The sequence below is a fragment of the Prevotella heparinolytica genome, assembly GCF_002998535.1.
Taxonomy (GTDB): Bacteria; Bacteroidota; Bacteroidia; order Bacteroidales; family Bacteroidaceae; genus Bacteroides; species Bacteroides heparinolyticus.
Window position 1 is genome coordinate 3,061,254 of the sequence record NZ_CP027234.1, and the last position, 17,245, is coordinate 3,078,498.

Annotated in this window: 14 protein-coding genes; 9 read left to right on the forward strand and 5 right to left on the reverse strand. The window is 46.8% G+C overall.

Going from position 1 to position 17,245, the window contains the following annotated elements; genetic code table 11:
* Positions 1-93 precede the first annotated feature (93 nt).
* The 9 genes from C3V43_RS12145 (at position 94) to C3V43_RS12185 (ending at position 10,864) form a co-directional block, all read left to right on the forward strand.
* Positions 94-690 (forward strand): TetR/AcrR family transcriptional regulator, encoded by a 597-nt coding sequence (locus C3V43_RS12145; RefSeq protein WP_129588761.1) that lies wholly within the window; start codon positions 94-96, stop codon positions 688-690.
* Between the two features lie 287 nt (positions 691-977).
* On the forward strand, positions 978-1,541 hold the full coding sequence (locus C3V43_RS12150) for a hypothetical protein (protein ID WP_217349951.1): 564 nt from the start codon (positions 978-980) through the stop codon (positions 1,539-1,541).
* Positions 1,534-2,664: a beta-ketoacyl-ACP synthase III gene (locus C3V43_RS12155; protein WP_023847326.1), complete on the forward strand. Its 1,131-nt coding sequence runs from the start codon at positions 1,534-1,536 to the stop codon at positions 2,662-2,664. Before C3V43_RS12150 ends, C3V43_RS12155 begins: the two co-directional genes overlap by 8 nt.
* A gap of 23 nt (positions 2,665-2,687) precedes the next feature.
* Complete coding sequence (locus C3V43_RS12160; RefSeq protein ID WP_106070028.1) at positions 2,688-4,940, forward strand: efflux RND transporter permease subunit; 2,253 nt, start codon at positions 2,688-2,690, stop codon at positions 4,938-4,940.
* Positions 4,937-5,671 (forward strand): outer membrane lipoprotein-sorting protein, encoded by a 735-nt coding sequence (locus C3V43_RS12165; RefSeq protein WP_021644789.1) that lies wholly within the window; start codon positions 4,937-4,939, stop codon positions 5,669-5,671. The genes C3V43_RS12160 and C3V43_RS12165 overlap by 4 nt, the downstream gene beginning before the upstream one ends.
* 11 nt (positions 5,672-5,682) lie before the next feature.
* The gene (locus C3V43_RS12170) at positions 5,683-7,089 is read left to right on the forward strand and encodes a hypothetical protein (protein WP_129588763.1); all 1,407 of its coding nucleotides are present in this window, start codon (positions 5,683-5,685) and stop codon (positions 7,087-7,089) included.
* Between the two features lie 54 nt (positions 7,090-7,143).
* Complete coding sequence (locus C3V43_RS12175; RefSeq protein WP_021665022.1) at positions 7,144-9,573, forward strand: DVUA0089 family protein; 2,430 nt, start codon at positions 7,144-7,146, stop codon at positions 9,571-9,573.
* Between the two features lie 10 nt (positions 9,574-9,583).
* Positions 9,584-10,111: a hypothetical protein gene (locus tag C3V43_RS12180; RefSeq protein ID WP_014226283.1), complete on the forward strand. Its 528-nt coding sequence runs from the start codon at positions 9,584-9,586 to the stop codon at positions 10,109-10,111.
* Positions 10,112-10,195: 84 nt separating this feature from the next.
* On the forward strand, positions 10,196-10,864 hold the full coding sequence (locus C3V43_RS12185; protein ID WP_106070030.1) for an HAD family hydrolase: 669 nt from the start codon (positions 10,196-10,198) through the stop codon (positions 10,862-10,864).
* 477 nt (positions 10,865-11,341) lie between these two features.
* Here the strand turns inward: C3V43_RS12185 and C3V43_RS12195 are convergent, their stop codons facing one another.
* The 5 genes from C3V43_RS12195 to C3V43_RS12215 are packed head-to-tail and all read right to left on the reverse strand — an operon-like array spanning position 11,342 to position 17,210.
* The gene (locus C3V43_RS12195; RefSeq protein ID WP_106070032.1) at positions 11,342-12,424 is read right to left on the reverse strand and encodes an AMP-binding protein; all 1,083 of its coding nucleotides are present in this window, start codon (positions 12,422-12,424) and stop codon (positions 11,342-11,344) included.
* Between the two features lie 21 nt (positions 12,425-12,445).
* Positions 12,446-13,516, reverse strand: coding sequence for an o-succinylbenzoate synthase (locus tag C3V43_RS12200; RefSeq protein ID WP_106070033.1), 1,071 nt, complete (start codon positions 13,514-13,516; stop codon positions 12,446-12,448).
* Entirely contained in the window at positions 13,516-14,340 is an 825-nt protein-coding gene (gene menB / locus C3V43_RS12205) for a 1,4-dihydroxy-2-naphthoyl-CoA synthase (protein WP_021679043.1), read from the reverse strand. The genes C3V43_RS12200 and menB overlap by 1 nt, the downstream gene beginning before the upstream one ends.
* A gap of 18 nt (positions 14,341-14,358) precedes the next feature.
* A complete protein-coding gene (gene menD / locus C3V43_RS12210; RefSeq protein ID WP_235655849.1) occupies positions 14,359-16,095 on the reverse strand; it encodes a 2-succinyl-5-enolpyruvyl-6-hydroxy-3-cyclohexene-1-carboxylic-acid synthase in 1,737 nt (578 codons plus the stop codon).
* Positions 16,092-17,210 (reverse strand): isochorismate synthase, encoded by a 1,119-nt coding sequence (locus C3V43_RS12215; RefSeq protein WP_077083044.1) that lies wholly within the window; start codon positions 17,208-17,210, stop codon positions 16,092-16,094. Before C3V43_RS12215 ends, menD begins: the two co-directional genes overlap by 4 nt.
* Positions 17,211-17,245 lie beyond the last annotated feature (35 nt).

Here is a 17,245-nt window from a genome sequence, read left to right on the forward strand (position 1 = left end):
TTTATGCTGTATTTTTTGCATCTCTTAAAATCTTTCTTACTTTTGCACCTGTAAACCGACCGCTCGGTCTTGTTTGCAGCAAAGGATAATGATATGAACGCAACAAAGAACTTTATTTTAGAAAAGTCGTTCGGCCTTTTTCTTCAAAAAGGCTATAATGGTGTTTCAATCAGAAATATCCAAGAAGAAACCTGCTTATCAAAAGGGGCCATCTATCATCATTTCCAAGGCAAGGAAGAAATCTTTGCCAAAGCAATGGATTTGTTCTTTTTCCCGGCTCTCAGAAGTTTTCATTATTCTGATGATGAAACAAACACTCCATTGAAAAATGCACTTAATGAAGCTATTGAACATAGAAAAGGACATATTGATAAATTGCGGGAAATGACCGATTTCAAAGTTGATGACTTTTATTTTTTCAAGCTGGCCTTTCAGGTAGAAGAATTTTATCCGGATTTTAAGAGCAAAGTTGAAAATACATTTTCAGAAGAAGAAAATGAATGGAGAGAAGTGCTGCAAATGGCTGTTCAAAAGGGAGAAATCCATAAAAATACGGATATTGATTTAACACTGTCTCTTCTTATGCTTATCCCACGAGGATTGGGATTGAGTATGGCATTTTCTTCCGGTATTTCGACCGACTCACTGAAGGAGATATATGAAAAATTTTATCGGACATTGAAAGAATAATTTTTTTACCCCAACACAAACCGAGCGGTCGGTATCTTACAAAGGATATGGAAAAAAGAAGGATACAAATAGTCTATTATTCGCAATCGGGTTCTTTGAAATACTTGATAGAAGAATCGATGCGTCCTTATCTGGGAGATTACGTCCTTGTCTGGAATCCCATTCATTGTGCGAAACCATTTCCTTTTCCTTGGAACAGGAAACGTTTCTTTAGTGTCTTCTGCGACTCTGTTTTACAGAAAGGATGCCGGATTGTATGCGACGAAATAAAGATTGAGAAAGATGATATGATTTTACTTGGTTTTCAGCCGTGGTTCCTTCATCTTTCATTACCCATACAGTCTTTCATAAACTCTACGCAGTTCGGTCGAATCGTGAAAGATAGAGAAGTTATTCTCTTTACCTGCTATCGCAATACCGGAGCCATGGCAAGGAAACAAATGGCGGCGCATGTAGAAAGTCGTGGCGGGCATATAGTTGCCGAGCTGGAAATCTCGGATCAATCCAAAGAGCGGTCAAGCGCTTTCCGGTTTGTCAGATGGTTCTTTACAGGAAAGAATAACCCGTTTAGAAACATGGAAAAGCAGCAGGAAAAAGTTTGGAATGTTTTAGATGAAGTATTGCATAAGTCGAACCGAATCAGAATTCAATATCAAGAAAAACAACTTCTGAAAGAACAATATATACTTGGGAAATTTCAAAGATGGGCACATTTTATTCAGCCTGCAGACAAAATATATCGCTTTCGTTTATTGCTGTTTCAAATATGGATTTTAATGGCATTGATATTTGTTTCACCAATCATGAACCGTATAATCAAATCAAAAAAAACAAAGAACAGTTATGAATGAAGTCTTTATTACAAGAACATCTTCTTTCCTTCCTAACGAAGCCGTTGAGAATGACAACATGGAACAAATCCTGGGGATGGTCGGTGGTCATCCTTCCAGAGTCCGCAGTATCATTCTTCGTCAAAACGGGATTAAGAAACGCTATTATTCTCTTGACAGAGAGGGAAAGATTGTTTACACAAACGCAGAATTGACCGCTATTGCCGTAAACAAGTTATTCGATCAGGCTATTTCATTTAAGGACATAGATTTATTAGCCTGCGGAACGTCGCTTCCGGATCAACTTTTCCCATCACATGCCGTTATGACACATGGTCTTTTGGGGAATAAGCCGATAGATCTGCTTTCTCCTTCGGGTGTCTGTTGTGCGGGTATGCATGCTTTCAAACATGCTTATTTATCCGTTCTTTCCGGCATGTCCCAGAATGCCGTATCGACAGGATCGGAACTGGTCTCACCTGTACTTCGTGCCGATAATTTTGAAGAAGAATATAAAATGCTGAGTCTGGTCGAAGAAAAGCCGATTATTGCTTTTGAGAAAGACTTTCTCCGTTGGATGTTATCGGACGGTGCCGGAGCATTCTTATTCGAAAACAGATGCAGAGGAGATTTGTCTTTGAGAATCGATTGGCTCGAATCCATCTCTTACGCAAATGAACTGGAGGTCTGCATGTATGCAGGAGCCATTTTCGAGAACGAACGTTTCAAAAGCTGGAAAGAAGCCGATCCCCTGGAATGGGGACGAGAATCTTACTTCGCTGTTAAACAGGATACGAGACTTCTCGGAGCCCATGTCATAGAAAAAGGAGTCGACTTCGTTTGCGAGAATCTTTGCAAACATGATATCGGCTTCAATGAAATAGACTACGTGCTTCCTCATATATCCTCAATGTACTTTTTCGATAAGCTGAAAAAAGGCTTTGAGATGAAAGGTTATCCGGTGGCGGATGGACAGTGGTTCCTCAATTTGCCTTATGTGGGAAATGTCGGGTCGGCTTCTATTTATTTAATGCTCGACGAATTATTCCATTCGGGTAAACTCAAGCAAGGGCACCGGGTTTTACTTATCGTACCCGAAAGTAGTCGATTCTCCTATTCAGTGGCGTTACTCACAGTTGTATAAGTAAATTTCAAATTATATCGTATATGAACCGTATTGCAGAATTTATCGTCAAAAAACGTCTTGCCATCATTACGGCCGGCGTAGCAGTTACGTTGATACTCGGCTATTTTTCGACCAAGCTGACCATCAACTCCAATTTTATGTCCTACTTACCCGATGATGATCGGAAAGTTATGCTGTTTGAGCGAACGGACAGCTTATATGCCACAGGAAATATCATCGTAATCGGGATGAGCAATACGGAAAATACCATTATAACGCCAGAAGGAATATCGGTTATACGGCAGGTTACCGACTCCATTTCCGAAATAGAAGGAGTGGAGAAGGTAACCGGCCTGGCCAATGTAATCGATATCAGGCATCGTAATGACGGAGTGGAAATAGGCCGATTGATGGATGAAGAGATAATTTCCGACTCTTTACCCTCCTTACAGTCGTATATTTTGAATAAAGAGATGTATCGTGGTCGACTGTTGTCGGAAGACGGGCGAAGTACGACAATCATTGTTTTTGTCGGAACAGCTGCCGACAAGGAAAAAGCTGCCCGGGAGGTAAATGACCTGCTTGATGAAGTCAGGCGATCGCATCCCGAATTAACTGTTTATTGCGACGGTTTGCCGATGCAGCAACAAAGCCTTACGGAATCGACGGAAAAGGATCTGATCCGGCTTGTTCCCCTTGTCTGCTTGCTGATTGCTCTTATTCTCGCATTGACACTGCATTCGTTGCGAGGCATATTCCTTCCGCTGCTTTCCGTGGCGATGGGCAGCATTTGGAGTATGGGGGCGATGGGACTGTTCCATGTTCAACTTTCTCCCATATCCGGCTCGATTCCGGTTGTCCTTTTTGCCGTAGGATCAGCTTACACAATACATGTTCTGAACTTTTTCAAATTGCTTGAAAACGGCGAAAATCATAAGGAAATCGTCGTAAGGGGAATAACGATTATAGGGGTTCCCGTAATGCTGGCCGGACTGACGACCATTGTCGGTTTCCTTTCATTTATTCCGGGAACATACCTGAGCATCATTCGTGATTTCGGTATTTTTATGGCATTGGGTACATTCTTTTGCCTGCTTTTGTCACTTACCTTTATTCCGGCTGTCGAGTCCTATCTTCCACCCTTGAAACATCAGGAGAGAAAACAGAAGAAACACGTTCTTTCCGATATTTTGCAATGGCTTGCCGGAGTTTCCATACATCGCAACAAAATGGTTCTTTACTGTGCCGGTGGCTTGATTCTTCTGATGGGAGCCGGCCTTTTCCGACTAAAAAGTAACATTGATGTACTCTATTATTTCCCAGAAAAGCATCCGTTAAGACAATCTGCGGCCTTTCTCAACCGGGAATTCGGAGGAACCCTCCCAATTCAGATCAAGGTGACTGCTGACCTGAGACGTCCCGAAACGCTGGCAGCCATGCAAGATTTCGAAGATTTCCTTTCCAGACTTCCGCATGTGCATAATCCGCAATCGGTAACGGAGCTTATCAAAGAAATGAATCAGGCTATGGGGGAAGGCAAGCAAATACCCGACACACAAGAGAAAATACAAAACCTCTGGTTCCTGCTCGAAGGAGAACCCGTAATGGAGCAGCTCTGCAATACCGACAAAAGTGAAGGCATGATCCATGCTACCATGTGTAATGCACCGACCGGAGATTATCATGCGGTAAGCCGGAAAATCGACGAATATGCCGCCGCACATTCATCCGGTACGGTGCAATTCGAAACAACCGGATTGCCTTCCATCTATTCGAATTTTGACTATAATTTGATGCAGAATCTCTTCTGGAGTCTGCTGTTAGCCTGCATATTGGTATTTATCTGTATGACATTTCTGGTCAAATCGCTTAAAAGCGCCCTTGTCGGATTTGTACCGCTTATGAGTGCCATCCTTTTCATCTTCGGACTGATGGGCTATCTCGGCATCGCCCTTAATCTGGCGACTGTGCTGATTGCCGGAGTTGCCGTAGGGATTGGGGTAGACTATTCCATCCACTTTATTTCCGGTTACCGGAATGCGCTCGTATCGGGGAAAGAATGCAATGAAGCTGTCATCCAAACACTTCAGACTTCCGGAAAGGGCATCCTGTTCAATGTAACGGCTGTTGCATTCGGTTTTCTGGTTTTGGTGTTTGCAGATCTCGTACCATTGAAAGAGTTCGGTCTGATCATGTTTGCTACCATGTTCGTATCCGGCTTGGCGGCAACTCTCCTCCTGCCTTCGATAATTCTATGTTTTCATATCAATCTTAATAAAACTCAGAAACAATGAAAAAATTATCTTTCTTCTTCATGGCTGCCTTTCTGCTTTCGTATTCGGCAGCATCGGCTCAAAATGCTACAACCATTTTAGAAAAAGCAGACAGTGTGCTGAATGCACCTAAAGATGTGACAGCAACCAGCACGATGACAATCACTGCCAAAAACGGCAGTCGGAGTGTCCGCACCATGCAGGTCTTTCAGAAAGGAACCGACAAACGGTTGGTTCGGTTCCTCTCGCCTGCAGATCAGAAGGGCATCGCTTTTCTCTCGCTCCCCAACGACAATCAGATTCTTTATTTGCCGGCTTTCGGAAAAACGCGTCGGATAGCTTCGCACGTAAAGAACACCCGTTTTGCCGGAACGGATTACACCTATGAAGATTTGGAGGCCAAACGTTATGCCGATAAATGGGATGCAGAACTGAAAAGTCGGTCAGCCGGCGAATACACATTGTCGCTTACACCGAAAAAGGGGGTCAAGACAGATTATGCCAAGATGGATATCCGGATAAAAGCGGATACCTATTTCCCCGTGGAAGTTGTTTTCTACAACAAGAAAGGAGTGGCTTCCAAACGGATGACCGTCTCGGAAATCTCCAATCACAAAGGTTTTCTTATTGCCAAAACATCTGAAATGAAAGACCTTTCAGGAGGCAGTTCGACACAAACGCATCTTCAGCATGTGGAACTGAATACAGGCTTAAAAGACGATGTTTTCACCGAACGGAATCTGATGAAATAAACCATTGAACCATGAGATTTCTTCTGTTTATCCTGATGGCATGTCTGACGATATTTGCCAAGGCGCACGCTCAAATCGTTGAAGATAAACCTTTCGAGTTGAATGGCAGTCTGCAACTCGATGACCGTATCCGCCTGAAAAGCGGAGGGCTTGACTGGCAGGAATACCGGATGAGCCTGCAACCCGTGTATAAGGTAAACGATAAGGCACGGCTCCATGCCGATATTTGGATTCGCAAACTTATCACAGCTTCACCTTTCGACCAACCGGTCGAGAATGTACAGCTTCGAGAAGCATACGTCGATTTATACGGCTTTTTAAGTGAGCATATCGATGTCCGTATCGGCCGACAGCGCATTGCCTGGGGAACGGCCGACCGGCTCAACCCTTCGGATAATATCAACCCTTGGGAGCTGGAGGACTTTTGGGATTTCGGACGGCATACACCTACCAATAGTCTTCTTGCCAAATACTATTGGAATGGGTTCACACTTACGGCTGTATTCACGCCCCGGTTTTCTCCATCCTTACTTCCCGACCAAAGTTGGAAAGCAGCGTTTATGCCTGAAGTTCCCGATCGCTGGCAAATGCCGTTGCCTGACGGGACGATGACGGATATATGGCTTCAGCCTCTGTCTGTTTCCCCGATGGAAAATCTGCCCGAACGGAAACTGAAAGCATCGACTTATGCTGTCAAAATAGCCCGGGATATACGTAATTATACCGTTTCGTTCGGATGGTTGCGCCAATATGCACCGATTCCGGTATTGACCCGTTTATCCGTTCAAGGGAAAATAACGAGCCTGCCCACTTCCCCTGATATGCCTGTTCCGATGAATACGACTGTCGATGCAATGCTCTCATACTCGTTGCGCAACGTCGTGAGTGCCGATTTTTCCGGTTCCCTCGGAAGTGTGGGCGTATGGGGAGAGGCGGCTTTATTTATTCCTGAAAAAACGATACTCACGCGTTCGGTCTCTATAGAAAGTCCTATGGGAACATTTAATCCGGTTCTTCCCGACAGTACAATCTTTGACGGCAATCCGTATTTGAAATATACACTCGGATTCGATTACACTTTTCCGGCTAATATCTACCTGAATGTACAATACGTACATGGGTTCTTTCACGAGGAAGGGAGGAAGAGCCTGACCGACTGGCTGGCGTGGACATGCGAATGGAAATCGGCTGATGAAAAACTGAAATTATCATTGTTGAACGGAGCTTTTCAGGTTGCCGATTTCAATAACATCAAAGAAGGGTGCACATTGTTCTGGTTGCCGGAGCTTTCGTATAAGCCGGTCGACAATGTCGAACTCAAGGCCGGTGCACACTGCATCTTCGCCGGAAAAGATGCTCCGTTTTACCCCATAAGAAAAAACGGAGATGCATATCTGAAAGTGAAATACTCGTTTTAGGAACAATCATACCGAGAAGCAATATAAAATACTAACCCCTAAAAGAGTAAAAAGATGAAAAAGTTATCGTTACAGAGTATTGGACTATTTTTCGCTGCTGCTGTTCTGATGGTATTTCTGACAGGGTGCGAAAACCGGTTTGACTTGGAGGACATTCCGCAAGAAGCGGAAATCCGGACACGCTCGACCGTAGGTGAAGCAGATAACGGCAGAGAATACCTGGGCCGTAATTTTTACCTGACAAGTTCGGATGAAGTGGTTTCGGACAGTCGATCCGGAGCAGAAAGGAAAATGCTGGCCCGTACATTTAACATTCAGACCGGTTCTGTGGGGAGCAATTACTTAGGTGTACACGTCATGGCATGTTATACCGATAAGGATGGAACATTGCAGCAAATCGAAGTGTGGGTTAATGACGAATATGCCGGAGAGCTTGACATTCGTAAAGCCGAATGGGATTTTGTTACGCTCAAGGATGGAAAAACAGTCCGGCTGCGTCAAGGAGCCAACAAAATTACTTTCTTGTCCTCTTTGCCGTATTTTCCCGAAATAGACGCTATTCAAGTTGAATCGGCGCGGCAGGCACTCATAAAAGAAGATCCTCAGTATAATGCCTTTATCGCTCTATTGAAACAACAGCGGAATGCTTCGACGAGCAAGTTGGAGCAGGAAGAAATCATCCGGATGACATCGGAGAGCGACGACGGACTAAGTGCTTTTTCCCACTCTGTGGGCAGGTCAGCTTATGACCAGGGCTGGAACTGGCAAGTGACCCCACGCGAACTCAGTAATCCCGACGGAAATTACAGGCACCTGGTTTGTGTCCCGGTAACTTATACTTATCATCGCAAGCTGTCATTGAGCAGCGGAACGCATACATTTATGACCACTCCCATCGAAGGAGACAGCTATTACACCGTCGATCCGGTTATGTATTTATACAAAATCGATGATCCTCACAACTATACGTATTATAATGATGATGCCTCCGGGCTGGGACATCACGCCCAAATAACCGCAACATTACCTGCCGGAGAATACTATCTGGTTATCCGGGCATACAGCAGTTATTATGCCTCTACTACGACGGGAAGACAAGGCTTGGTCAATGTCTTCCAGGATGGTTATATCCTGAATTCACAATGTCCGATAGCCGGTTATTCCGTGGATGTCGATTCTCCGAACACGGGTATCATCAACTATTTTACAGCGTACACGACAGGTATAGCAGAGTTCTTTCTGGAAGAAAAAGGAAGCAAAAAAGTGAAATTCTTCGGCGAATCCTATTTCTACGTTCCCCCCATGGAACAGATGTGGTTCAACGATGCACGCGTGAGGTTGACGAAGCCATCGAGTCAGGCCCGATACAATATGATTATATCTTCCGTAGGTGCTTTCGGTGCTTATTACGGCAACTGCGACGTGTATGGTTCCTGCCAGCAGGTAATGTCCGGAGACTTGGTTGCCAACAGTTTTCCCAACTTGATGGTAAACGATGGCATATACAGTAGCGGAGGAGAGACCAACGTATATAACTGCGCGTCATGGGCCGGAGGCTTAACATACGGCTGGACGTGGGGAGGCATCTATGAAAGCAATACAAGTCCCTATTTGGTTGGTCCTTATTACGGCGATCCTAACGTATGGAGCAGTTGGGACGCTTTCTTTGCCAACAACCCGCAACGATATGCCGGCGCGACTGTATACACACGTGAAAATGCCGATGCAACCAATGGAGAAGTAGCCGTATGGTCCTATAACGGAAACATAAGCGGAGTTACTCATTTCTCGTGCAGAGGTACAGCCAATGACCATCCGCACGGTTACGCATGGGAAAGCAAACCCGGAGCACTCAGAAGAATCTTTCACCCGCGCGATGCTCTTAGAGGTCAAGGCATGTATTCGTATGGTCAAGTGTTCGCTTATTATAGAGATGCTAATAAGCCGGCCGGTCCTTATCCCAATCCCGGTTTGAGGAAAAATTCTTCCCAATCCATTTCTTTCGAAGAATCGGTACGGAGAGGTTTGACGGTGATTGAAAAGGTGGAACTTACTCCGGTCGAAAAAGAAACGTTCACACGGAAAAGCAAAGAGAAAGGGTTGACTGCAAACAATCCCGAAATAAGAAAGCTGTATGAGGCCTGGGACAAAAAAATCTCTTCTCAATATGCTCATATCAGCAACCCGTATGTGCTTATGGAGATTCAGGAAGGGAAAAACCTGATCGCATATTGCCGGGAAAAACAACAGGAGGCTCTGGTATTCTTTATCAACCTGTATTTTAACGATAGTCGCGAGACTGCCACCAAGGCAGTGTCCCACTATATGTTTTGCGTAATATTTTCAGAATATGGTGCAGAAATCGAGGCGATAAAAAATGATTGGAGACGTAATCAGTACAATCAAAAGGGAGCTTATATCGCACCGGTTCCTGAAATGTTCGTGAAGAAATTCGCAAAAAGATTGTTTAATAAATTATTATAGGAGGAATTGTATGATGAAAAAAATGTATGTATTTATTTTATGTCTGATCGTTTTCGCCGGTTGCAGCCAAACGGACAATGAACCGGCTACCGAAGGGAAATCTTTGATAACGGCCGTCACAAGGAGCGGCAATGTGGAAGGGATCGTCTCGGAATATGAAACAGCATCCGATGATGAATCACAATATGGTTCGATTTCTGCAAGGCTCGCTTTCACGGGAGACGATATCGAATGGTTCAATCCGAGAACACGGGAAATTAGATTCAGAAAGATCAACTCTATTCCGGTCTACGCACGAATAGAGATGAAGGTAGGGGAAGAAACGGTCTTTACGATTGTTGCGCATATAAGTGATGCTGTCAATCGGGCGTACAACAATCTTGTGTTATTTTATGACATGGAGAAGAATGCCTATTTTCTGAACGATAATTGGCCGGATTATTGGGACCCGGAGGGTACTCGCCGGAATGCGGAGAAAAGAGCTCCCGGATGGGCTAAATTCCTAAAGCAATTGAAGAAGGAAGGCAAACTCAAATGATTTAATCATTTTCCTGTAGAGAGAGAGGATGCGGCTCCCTTGCATCCTCTCTCATTTTATTGAAGCATTAACACAAAGAACAAGATGCAGGATCAGGTTATCATTTGCGACTTGGACAACACGATATTCGATACTTCGAGCATCGATCCTGAATTGTTTGCGTCGTTGCTTCACAAAGCAACCGATTATTTATCAGGACGCTTTACCGCGGAAATCATCCTCTCGATCATTCAAGACATCGTATCCAATCCGTTCGACAGGGTATGCGAGAAGTACGGATTGCCCAAATCAATGATATTACCTGTCTTGGATGAATTGAACGGTATCTCTCTGGAGCATTCTGCCATGGTGCCGTATGAGGACTACGCCGCTTTCAGAGCGATACCGGCATATAAGATTTTGGTGACTACCGGATTCAAAAGATTACAAGAGGAAAAATTGAGAAAACTGCAGATAAGTCAAGACTTCGACCGGATAATCATCAACGATCCCGTCTATGCGAATTCGAGCAAACTGGATATCTTCCGTGAATTAAGCAGGGAATTGGACCTAAAAGACCGAAAGACGTATGTGGTAGGCGATGATCCCGCTTCCGAAATAAAAGCAGGACGGGAGTTGGGATTTACAACCGTCCTGATGGTCAGAAAGGAATACCTTTCCAACCCCTACACCGATTATATTGTCTCCTCTTTCGAGGGTTTGAGAGACCTTTTGAGAGATAATATGGAAAACGATTACGCCCTTAGGAAGTAGAATATTTTGCAAAAACTTTCTACTTGCCCGTTGTGCCGATACTTCGGAATCGCTGCTGTAATTCTTTAATGCGAAGCAAAAGTTGTCCGAAAGAAATTTTGTTTCCGTAAATAAAAGATTCCTGCAAAGCAGCCTAGTCGTTCTCCCAATCCTTTATACATTCTACAGGAGGATAGAATTCTATTTTGTCCGGATAATCTTTATCACAGTCAGCATAGAGAACCGGACTTAAAAGACCGAAAAGTGTATATACTCCGAATACATCAATAGAAATACAAAAACAAGTCGTCATTTTCCATCGATAAGAACGATAGTTTACAAAGAACAGAGACGAGCCTGCCATTTTGCCGGGGACGACGTATCGCTCCGGCAAGGACGACCCTCCGTCTGTTTTAGGTCGTCCTAATCGTTCTGTTAGGTCGACCTAAATGCTCTGTTAGGTCGACCTTACTTTTTGTCGGGGTCGGCGTGTGTGGTTTATTGTCTCGTAGTGTGCAGATCAGAAGGGGGGTAAGAGTCCATATTTCGGGAACGGATAAGTTTTCCGGATTTCGTCCTCGGAATGCGTTCCCTATATATAATCTCCCGGGGGATGGCATGACGGGGCAACAGTCTTCTGAAAACCGCATCCATCCTCCTGCGCTTTTCCGGCGACCACTCCATATCCTCCACCACCATAACGATACGTTCCCCGAGACGTTTATCGGGCAGAGAACTGATATAAAAAGGGACTTCCATCTCCCGGAAAACGAGGTCTTCCAGTTCCTCGGGGGAGAATTTGATTCCCCCGCTATTGATTACGTAATCCAAACGCCCCTTCCACACGAAATGCCTTTCATCTACGAGCTCCACCATATCCCGGGTGCAAAACTCCGATTCCCGAATATGGGGAGCATGTATGCAAAGACATCCGGATTCGTCCCGGCGGAAACGCACTCCTTCCAAAGCCTCGAAACAAGCGGAAGCTCCCTCTCCGTTCAATCGCATGAGAGCCGTATGGGATGCCGTTTCCGTCATTCCGTAAGTAGCGAAAAAACGGGTGGGAATATCCGCCAACCGCTCTCTCGTAGTCCGTGCCAGGGGGCCTCCTCCTATCAAAAGATTTTCTACCTTTTCGAACCGGTGGCATTCCCCCGAAGACAGGATGTCCTCCACCTGCAGGGGTACGAGCGCTCCGAGTTTGACCTTCGTATGCAGGGAGGAAAGAGGCAAAGAAGAGGGAGATTCCGGCAACAGAACGGCCCCTGCTTCGAATGCCCTTACCACCATCATTTTACCGGCTATATAAGAAAGCGGAAGAGAGAGCATCAGTACGGAATCCCGGGATATGTCGAAAAAAGCATTGGTCAGCCGTGCCGAAGCCGCCATCGCTTTTTTAGGCAGACGGATAAGCTTGGGCATACCCGTAGAGCCGGAAGTACGCACCTCTATAAAATCCCGGGAATCGCACCATTCCGACACGAATGCACGCAATGCGGATTTCCATGGAACATCATCTCCCAAGGCGCCGGCGGCTATCTCCCACAAACCGAAATACCTGTCTTCATACAGAATTTTCATCCCCCCCCTTTCCATATCCGTTTACAATCCCCCGTTCCCGTATTTTTCCCGGAACAAGGCCTCGATATCGCAACGGGAAGGTCTCTTCCCTGCGGCATATCTCAAATAACCGCCTTCCGTATAAAGAGGCGTATCCGTATTATTCGTAAACAAAGCGCCCGTACCCAATCCCTGAGGCAGGGGATTCCCGTGAATATAGGTCCACTGGGCAATGGCATTCAGGCCTATATTCGACTCCAAAGCGGAAGTGATCCACCACGCTATCCCCATGGATTCGGCAATCCTTATCCATTGCTCCGTGCCGTAAAAACCTCCGACAAGTGAAGGCTTGAGTACGATACAGGCCGGACGGATATAAGCTAACATTTCCCGTTTGGACGTTTCATCGTATAAGCCTGTCAATTCCTCATCCAAGGCCACGGCAACAGGGGCATTCGCCGCAATCCTGCGCATAGCCGCGTAATTCCCGGCTCTGACGGGTTGCTCCACCGAATGGATTCCGAAGGCGGATAAACGTTCCAATTTATACATAGCCTCCTCTTCTTCGAAAGCTCCGTTCGCATCGAGACGAATAACGGCATCCTTCCCGAATTTCTCGCGGACCATCCGTACCAAAGCGAGTTCCGATTCGAAATCGATAGCCCCGATTTTAAGTTTTATACAGCAAAAACCCTCCTCCCGTTTCTCCTCCACACGCCTTCGCATAGCTTCGAAGCTCCCCATCCATATCAAACCGTTTATGGGAATCCCCGCCTCGCCGGAAGTGAAAGCCGAGGGAAAAAGCAATCCCCCGCCCTCGAAGTCGGCAAGCGCCGTTTCCATCCCGAAACACAAAGAAGGATATGCCTGCCAGGCGTCGGGAGTAAACTCGCAAACGCCGTTGCAAACCTCCGCCAGCCGCTCTTCGTAATCCGCTCCCTCTTCCGCACTCAATCCCCGGAATAAAGCCGCCTCTCCGTAACCTGCCCGAGAGGGGAATGCATCGTCGTATACCCTCACGAAATAAGTCTGCCTGGTATGCAAAACGCCCCGCGACGTCCCTGCCGGCTCCCTGAATTTCAAGGTATAGGGGATATAATCGGCCTTAAGCATCAACCCGGGAATTTAGGGAACTTGTCGAAATCCGGAGTCCGCTTTTCCAAAAAGGCATTTTTCCCCTCCTGAGCTTCTTCCATAAGATAATACATAAGGGTGGCATCCCCTGCAAACTCCATCAATCCTCTCTGACCGTCGAGCTCCGCATTCAAAGCCCGTTTAATCATCCGGATCGCCATCGGACTCCGGCTCAATATCGTCTTGCACCAGTCCACCGTTTCGTCCTCCAACCTCGCGGCAGGTACCACCTTATTTACCATCCCCATAGCTTCGGCCTCCGCAGCGGTATACTGACGGCATAAAAACCAGATCTCCCTCGTCTTCTTCTGACCTACACAACGGGCAAGATAAGAAGAACCGAAACCTCCGTCGAAACTCCCGACCTTGGGGCCGGTCTGCCCGAAACGGGCATGCTCGGCCGCTATCGTCAAATCGCATACCACATGAAGCACATGCCCTCCTCCTATGGCATAACCGTTGACCATGGCAATGACGGGCTTGGGCAGAGAACGGATGGCCTTATGCACATCCAATACATTCAATCGGGGAACTCCTCCTCCGTCGATATATCCTCCCATCCCTTTCACATGCTGATCTCCTCCCGAACAAAAAGCCTTATCGCCGGCTCCGGTCAAAACGACTACGCCTATATCCGGACGCTCCCTGCATATATCCATGGCATCCAGAATTTCGGCATTCGTCTGCGGCCGGAAAGCATTATAAACCTCAGGCCGGTTGATGGTTATCTTGGCTATTCCCTCGAAATACCCGAATAAAATATCCTCGTATTTCTTTATTTCCTTCCATTCTCTCATATTCATCTATTTTAATTGTAAGTTCTATCGGTTTACGGGGTAAGACTCCCCCGAAATATATGTAAAATACGATTTCAATACAGGGGCGTTTTCAAACCTCGGCGTTTCCACCTCGAGCAGGACCGCCCTGTCGCCGGATGCGAAAAACGAAGGTAACACCGTTTCCAATTCTTCGGCGGAAGCGGCCTTCATATATCTCCATCCGTAAGCTCCGGCCATTTCCCTTACGGGAACTTCGAGCGGAGTCTCGAAACAGGTCTCCAATTCCTTCAAAGAATCCGGCCCGGGAATAAAACGGAATATCCCGCCGCCGCCGTTACGCATCACGATCACCCGTATCCGCCCGTTTACATAAGGCATCCACAAAGCATTGGAATCGTACATAAAACTCAGATCTCCCGTAATCAAAAGGGTGGTTCCGGAATATACTTCGGAAAACCCCATTGCCGTGGAAGTGGCCCCCTCGATTCCGTTGGTTCCGCGATTGCTCCATTCTCCTCCCGCATAATGCGCGTGTTCGAATAATTGAAGATAACGTACGGGCGTGGAATTAGCCACATGCAAAGCAGCATCATGGGGAATATGCCTTAAAATCACTTCGAAAGCCTTGAGGTCGCTCCACCCCGCATCCGCCATAAAGGTACGGTGCAGGAGGTACGCCTTCCGTTTTATCTTCTGCCACGAGCCGGCATAGGAAACTCCTTCCGGTGAGAGGGACTCCGGTGCCTTGTCTTTCAACCGTCCGGCGAATTCCTTCCAAAAGCCCGAAGCTCCCGTACATATATGATGGGTAAGCGCACAGAAAGTGTCCGGAGCCGGGAACCTCTCGTCTATCCCCCAATGCTCCGCCGGTTTCGCCCTCCGTAAAAAAGTTTTCAACATACGGGAAACCAACGAGCCTCCGAAAGAAATAAGGAGTTCCGGATAAAGCGATTCGTCTTCTCCGGCTACAGCCAATACCCGGTCTACCGTACATATCCCCGTATCCGTACGGATATTGGAGAGACTCTCGGCAAACAGAACCGTATGGGGAAATTTGCATATATCCCGCAATGCGGCGGACACGTCTTCGTCGGGAGGATAAAAACCGGCGACGATCATCACTCTGGGAGCTTCTAAAAACCGCCTTACGAGCATATCCCATACCTCTTCCGGCAATTCTTGCCGTTCCCTCACGAACGTTATCGCCCGCTCTTTTCCGGAATATCCGGAGGAAGTCCCGTATAGCGGTTCGCAAAACGACATATTGATGTGCACGGGTCCTCGCCGGGGCATCAGCGCATGGTTCAACACCTCATTCAAACGGCGATTGGCATACCATGCCGAGGCGGAGGTATCGAATTCCGCTCTCAGGCTGCAATACGACTTAACGAAACCGGCCATAGCTCCCTCCTGTCGAATCGTCTGTCCCTCGTCCTGGTCGATCCATTCGGCCGGACGGTCGGCCGTTACCGCGACCAAAGGAATCCCCCTGTAAAAAGCCTCGGCAACGGCAGGAGCATAATTCAACATGGCCGTACCCGAAGTACAAACCAATCCTACGGCTTCACCCGAGGCCAAAGCCAATCCGAGAGCGAAAAAACCGGCGGAACGCTCATCCGCAATCACGTATTTCTCGAAAGCGGGATTCCGGGAGAAAGAAAACAGAAGAGGTGCATTTCGCGAACCAGGCGACATAACGAGTTTACGTATGCCCTTCATCGCGAATAAATCCATCAATACGCTTACGCCTTTCTTATCCGAATAATCCGAATCCATCATCTTGCATTATCATTAAAATTCGCCTTATCCCCGACGGAACGTACTCCAAGCACATTCAAAAGAGTAGCCGCCTTATCCGAGGTCTCTTCCCATTCGTCTTCGAACACCGAATCTCCGTTTATACCTCCTCCCACATAAAGCCGGAATGCCCCGGGAAACAGTTCCATCGAACGGATGTTCACATACAATCTTGCAACATCCTTACCCACAGGTCCCAAATATCCTCCGTAAAATTTGCGTTCATGCACCTCGACCTCCCGGATACACGCCAAAGCTTCCTTACGGGGGAATCCGCCGAGAGCCGGGGTCGGATGAAGCGCTTTGAGCAAGCTTTCTAAGCCGTCTCCGGTCAAAGCCGTAAAATCCGTACACAAATGGCAAATATTCCCGGCCATAAAGGTGCGGGTCTCCGACATCTCTACGCTGCGACAACGATTTTCAAGCACTTCCCGGATATAGTCCCTTACTACTCCTTGCTCTTTTATCTCTTTTTGTGTCCACGGCTTAAGCAACTCGCCTTCGAAAGATATGGGTCTGGTTCCGGCCAAAGCCATCGTCTTCACGCGTCCTTCCGCATAATCCAACAGGAGTTCTGGACTCGCTCCCCCCCATATTCCCTTTCCCGGAATAAAATAGAGAAAAACGAAAGCATGGGGATAAGCCTTCCGGAGCAACTCCCAATAAGAAAAAACGTCGGAGAATCCGGAATCGCCCCTCTTAAGGGTCAAGGTGCGGGATAAAACCACCTTTTCCAATACCCCGGAATCTATCCGGCGCATGATTTCCTCAAAAGCCGTACAGTAAGCTTCCTTATCCATATCTCCGGATTCCGGGCAAGGCATGCGGATACCGGAGAATACGGCATCCTTCAAATCCCGCACCGCCTTATCCGTCAAATCTCCCCCGCATTCGAATTCCCCCGGAATGAAGTAAGCCTCTTCTTCCGAATCGAAAGGAGCCGCGACAAAACCGGGAACGGAAAAATCCGCCGTCTTACGCTCTATTCGTCCGCTCAGCGAAACTCCGAAACCCAGCCGTCCTCCCTCCCGTTCGGGCAAACGATATAAATAAAACGGCACGAAAGAATCCAGACAATGAGTCACCGCCTCTTTCATACCCACAGGAAGATATTTCTTATAAAAACTCAATT

Coding starts and splice junctions, on each gene's coding strand:
- C3V43_RS12145 (WP_129588761.1), top strand. CDS start 94: ATGAACGCAACAAAGAACTTTATTTTAGAAAAGTCGTTCGGCCTTTTT.
- C3V43_RS12195 (WP_106070032.1), bottom strand. CDS start 12,424: ATGAAAATTCTGTATGAAGACAGGTATTTCGGTTTGTGGGAGATAGCC.
- C3V43_RS12160 (WP_106070028.1), top strand. CDS start 2,688: ATGAACCGTATTGCAGAATTTATCGTCAAAAAACGTCTTGCCATCATT.
- C3V43_RS12185 (WP_106070030.1), top strand. CDS start 10,196: ATGCAGGATCAGGTTATCATTTGCGACTTGGACAACACGATATTCGAT.
- C3V43_RS12200 (WP_106070033.1), bottom strand. CDS start 13,516: ATGCTTAAGGCCGATTATATCCCCTATACCTTGAAATTCAGGGAGCCG.
- C3V43_RS12215 (WP_077083044.1), bottom strand. CDS start 17,210: ATGAAAGAGGCGGTGACTCATTGTCTGGATTCTTTCGTGCCGTTTTAT.
- C3V43_RS12155 (WP_023847326.1), top strand. CDS start 1,534: ATGAATGAAGTCTTTATTACAAGAACATCTTCTTTCCTTCCTAACGAA.
- menD (WP_235655849.1), bottom strand. CDS start 16,095: ATGATGGATTCGGATTATTCGGATAAGAAAGGCGTAAGCGTATTGATG.
- C3V43_RS12175 (WP_021665022.1), top strand. CDS start 7,144: ATGAAAAAGTTATCGTTACAGAGTATTGGACTATTTTTCGCTGCTGCT.
- C3V43_RS12170 (WP_129588763.1), top strand. CDS start 5,683: ATGAGATTTCTTCTGTTTATCCTGATGGCATGTCTGACGATATTTGCC.
- C3V43_RS12150 (WP_217349951.1), top strand. CDS start 978: ATGATTTTACTTGGTTTTCAGCCGTGGTTCCTTCATCTTTCATTACCC.
- menB (WP_021679043.1), bottom strand. CDS start 14,340: ATGAATATGAGAGAATGGAAGGAAATAAAGAAATACGAGGATATTTTA.
- C3V43_RS12180 (WP_014226283.1), top strand. CDS start 9,584: ATGATGAAAAAAATGTATGTATTTATTTTATGTCTGATCGTTTTCGCC.
- C3V43_RS12165 (WP_021644789.1), top strand. CDS start 4,937: ATGAAAAAATTATCTTTCTTCTTCATGGCTGCCTTTCTGCTTTCGTAT.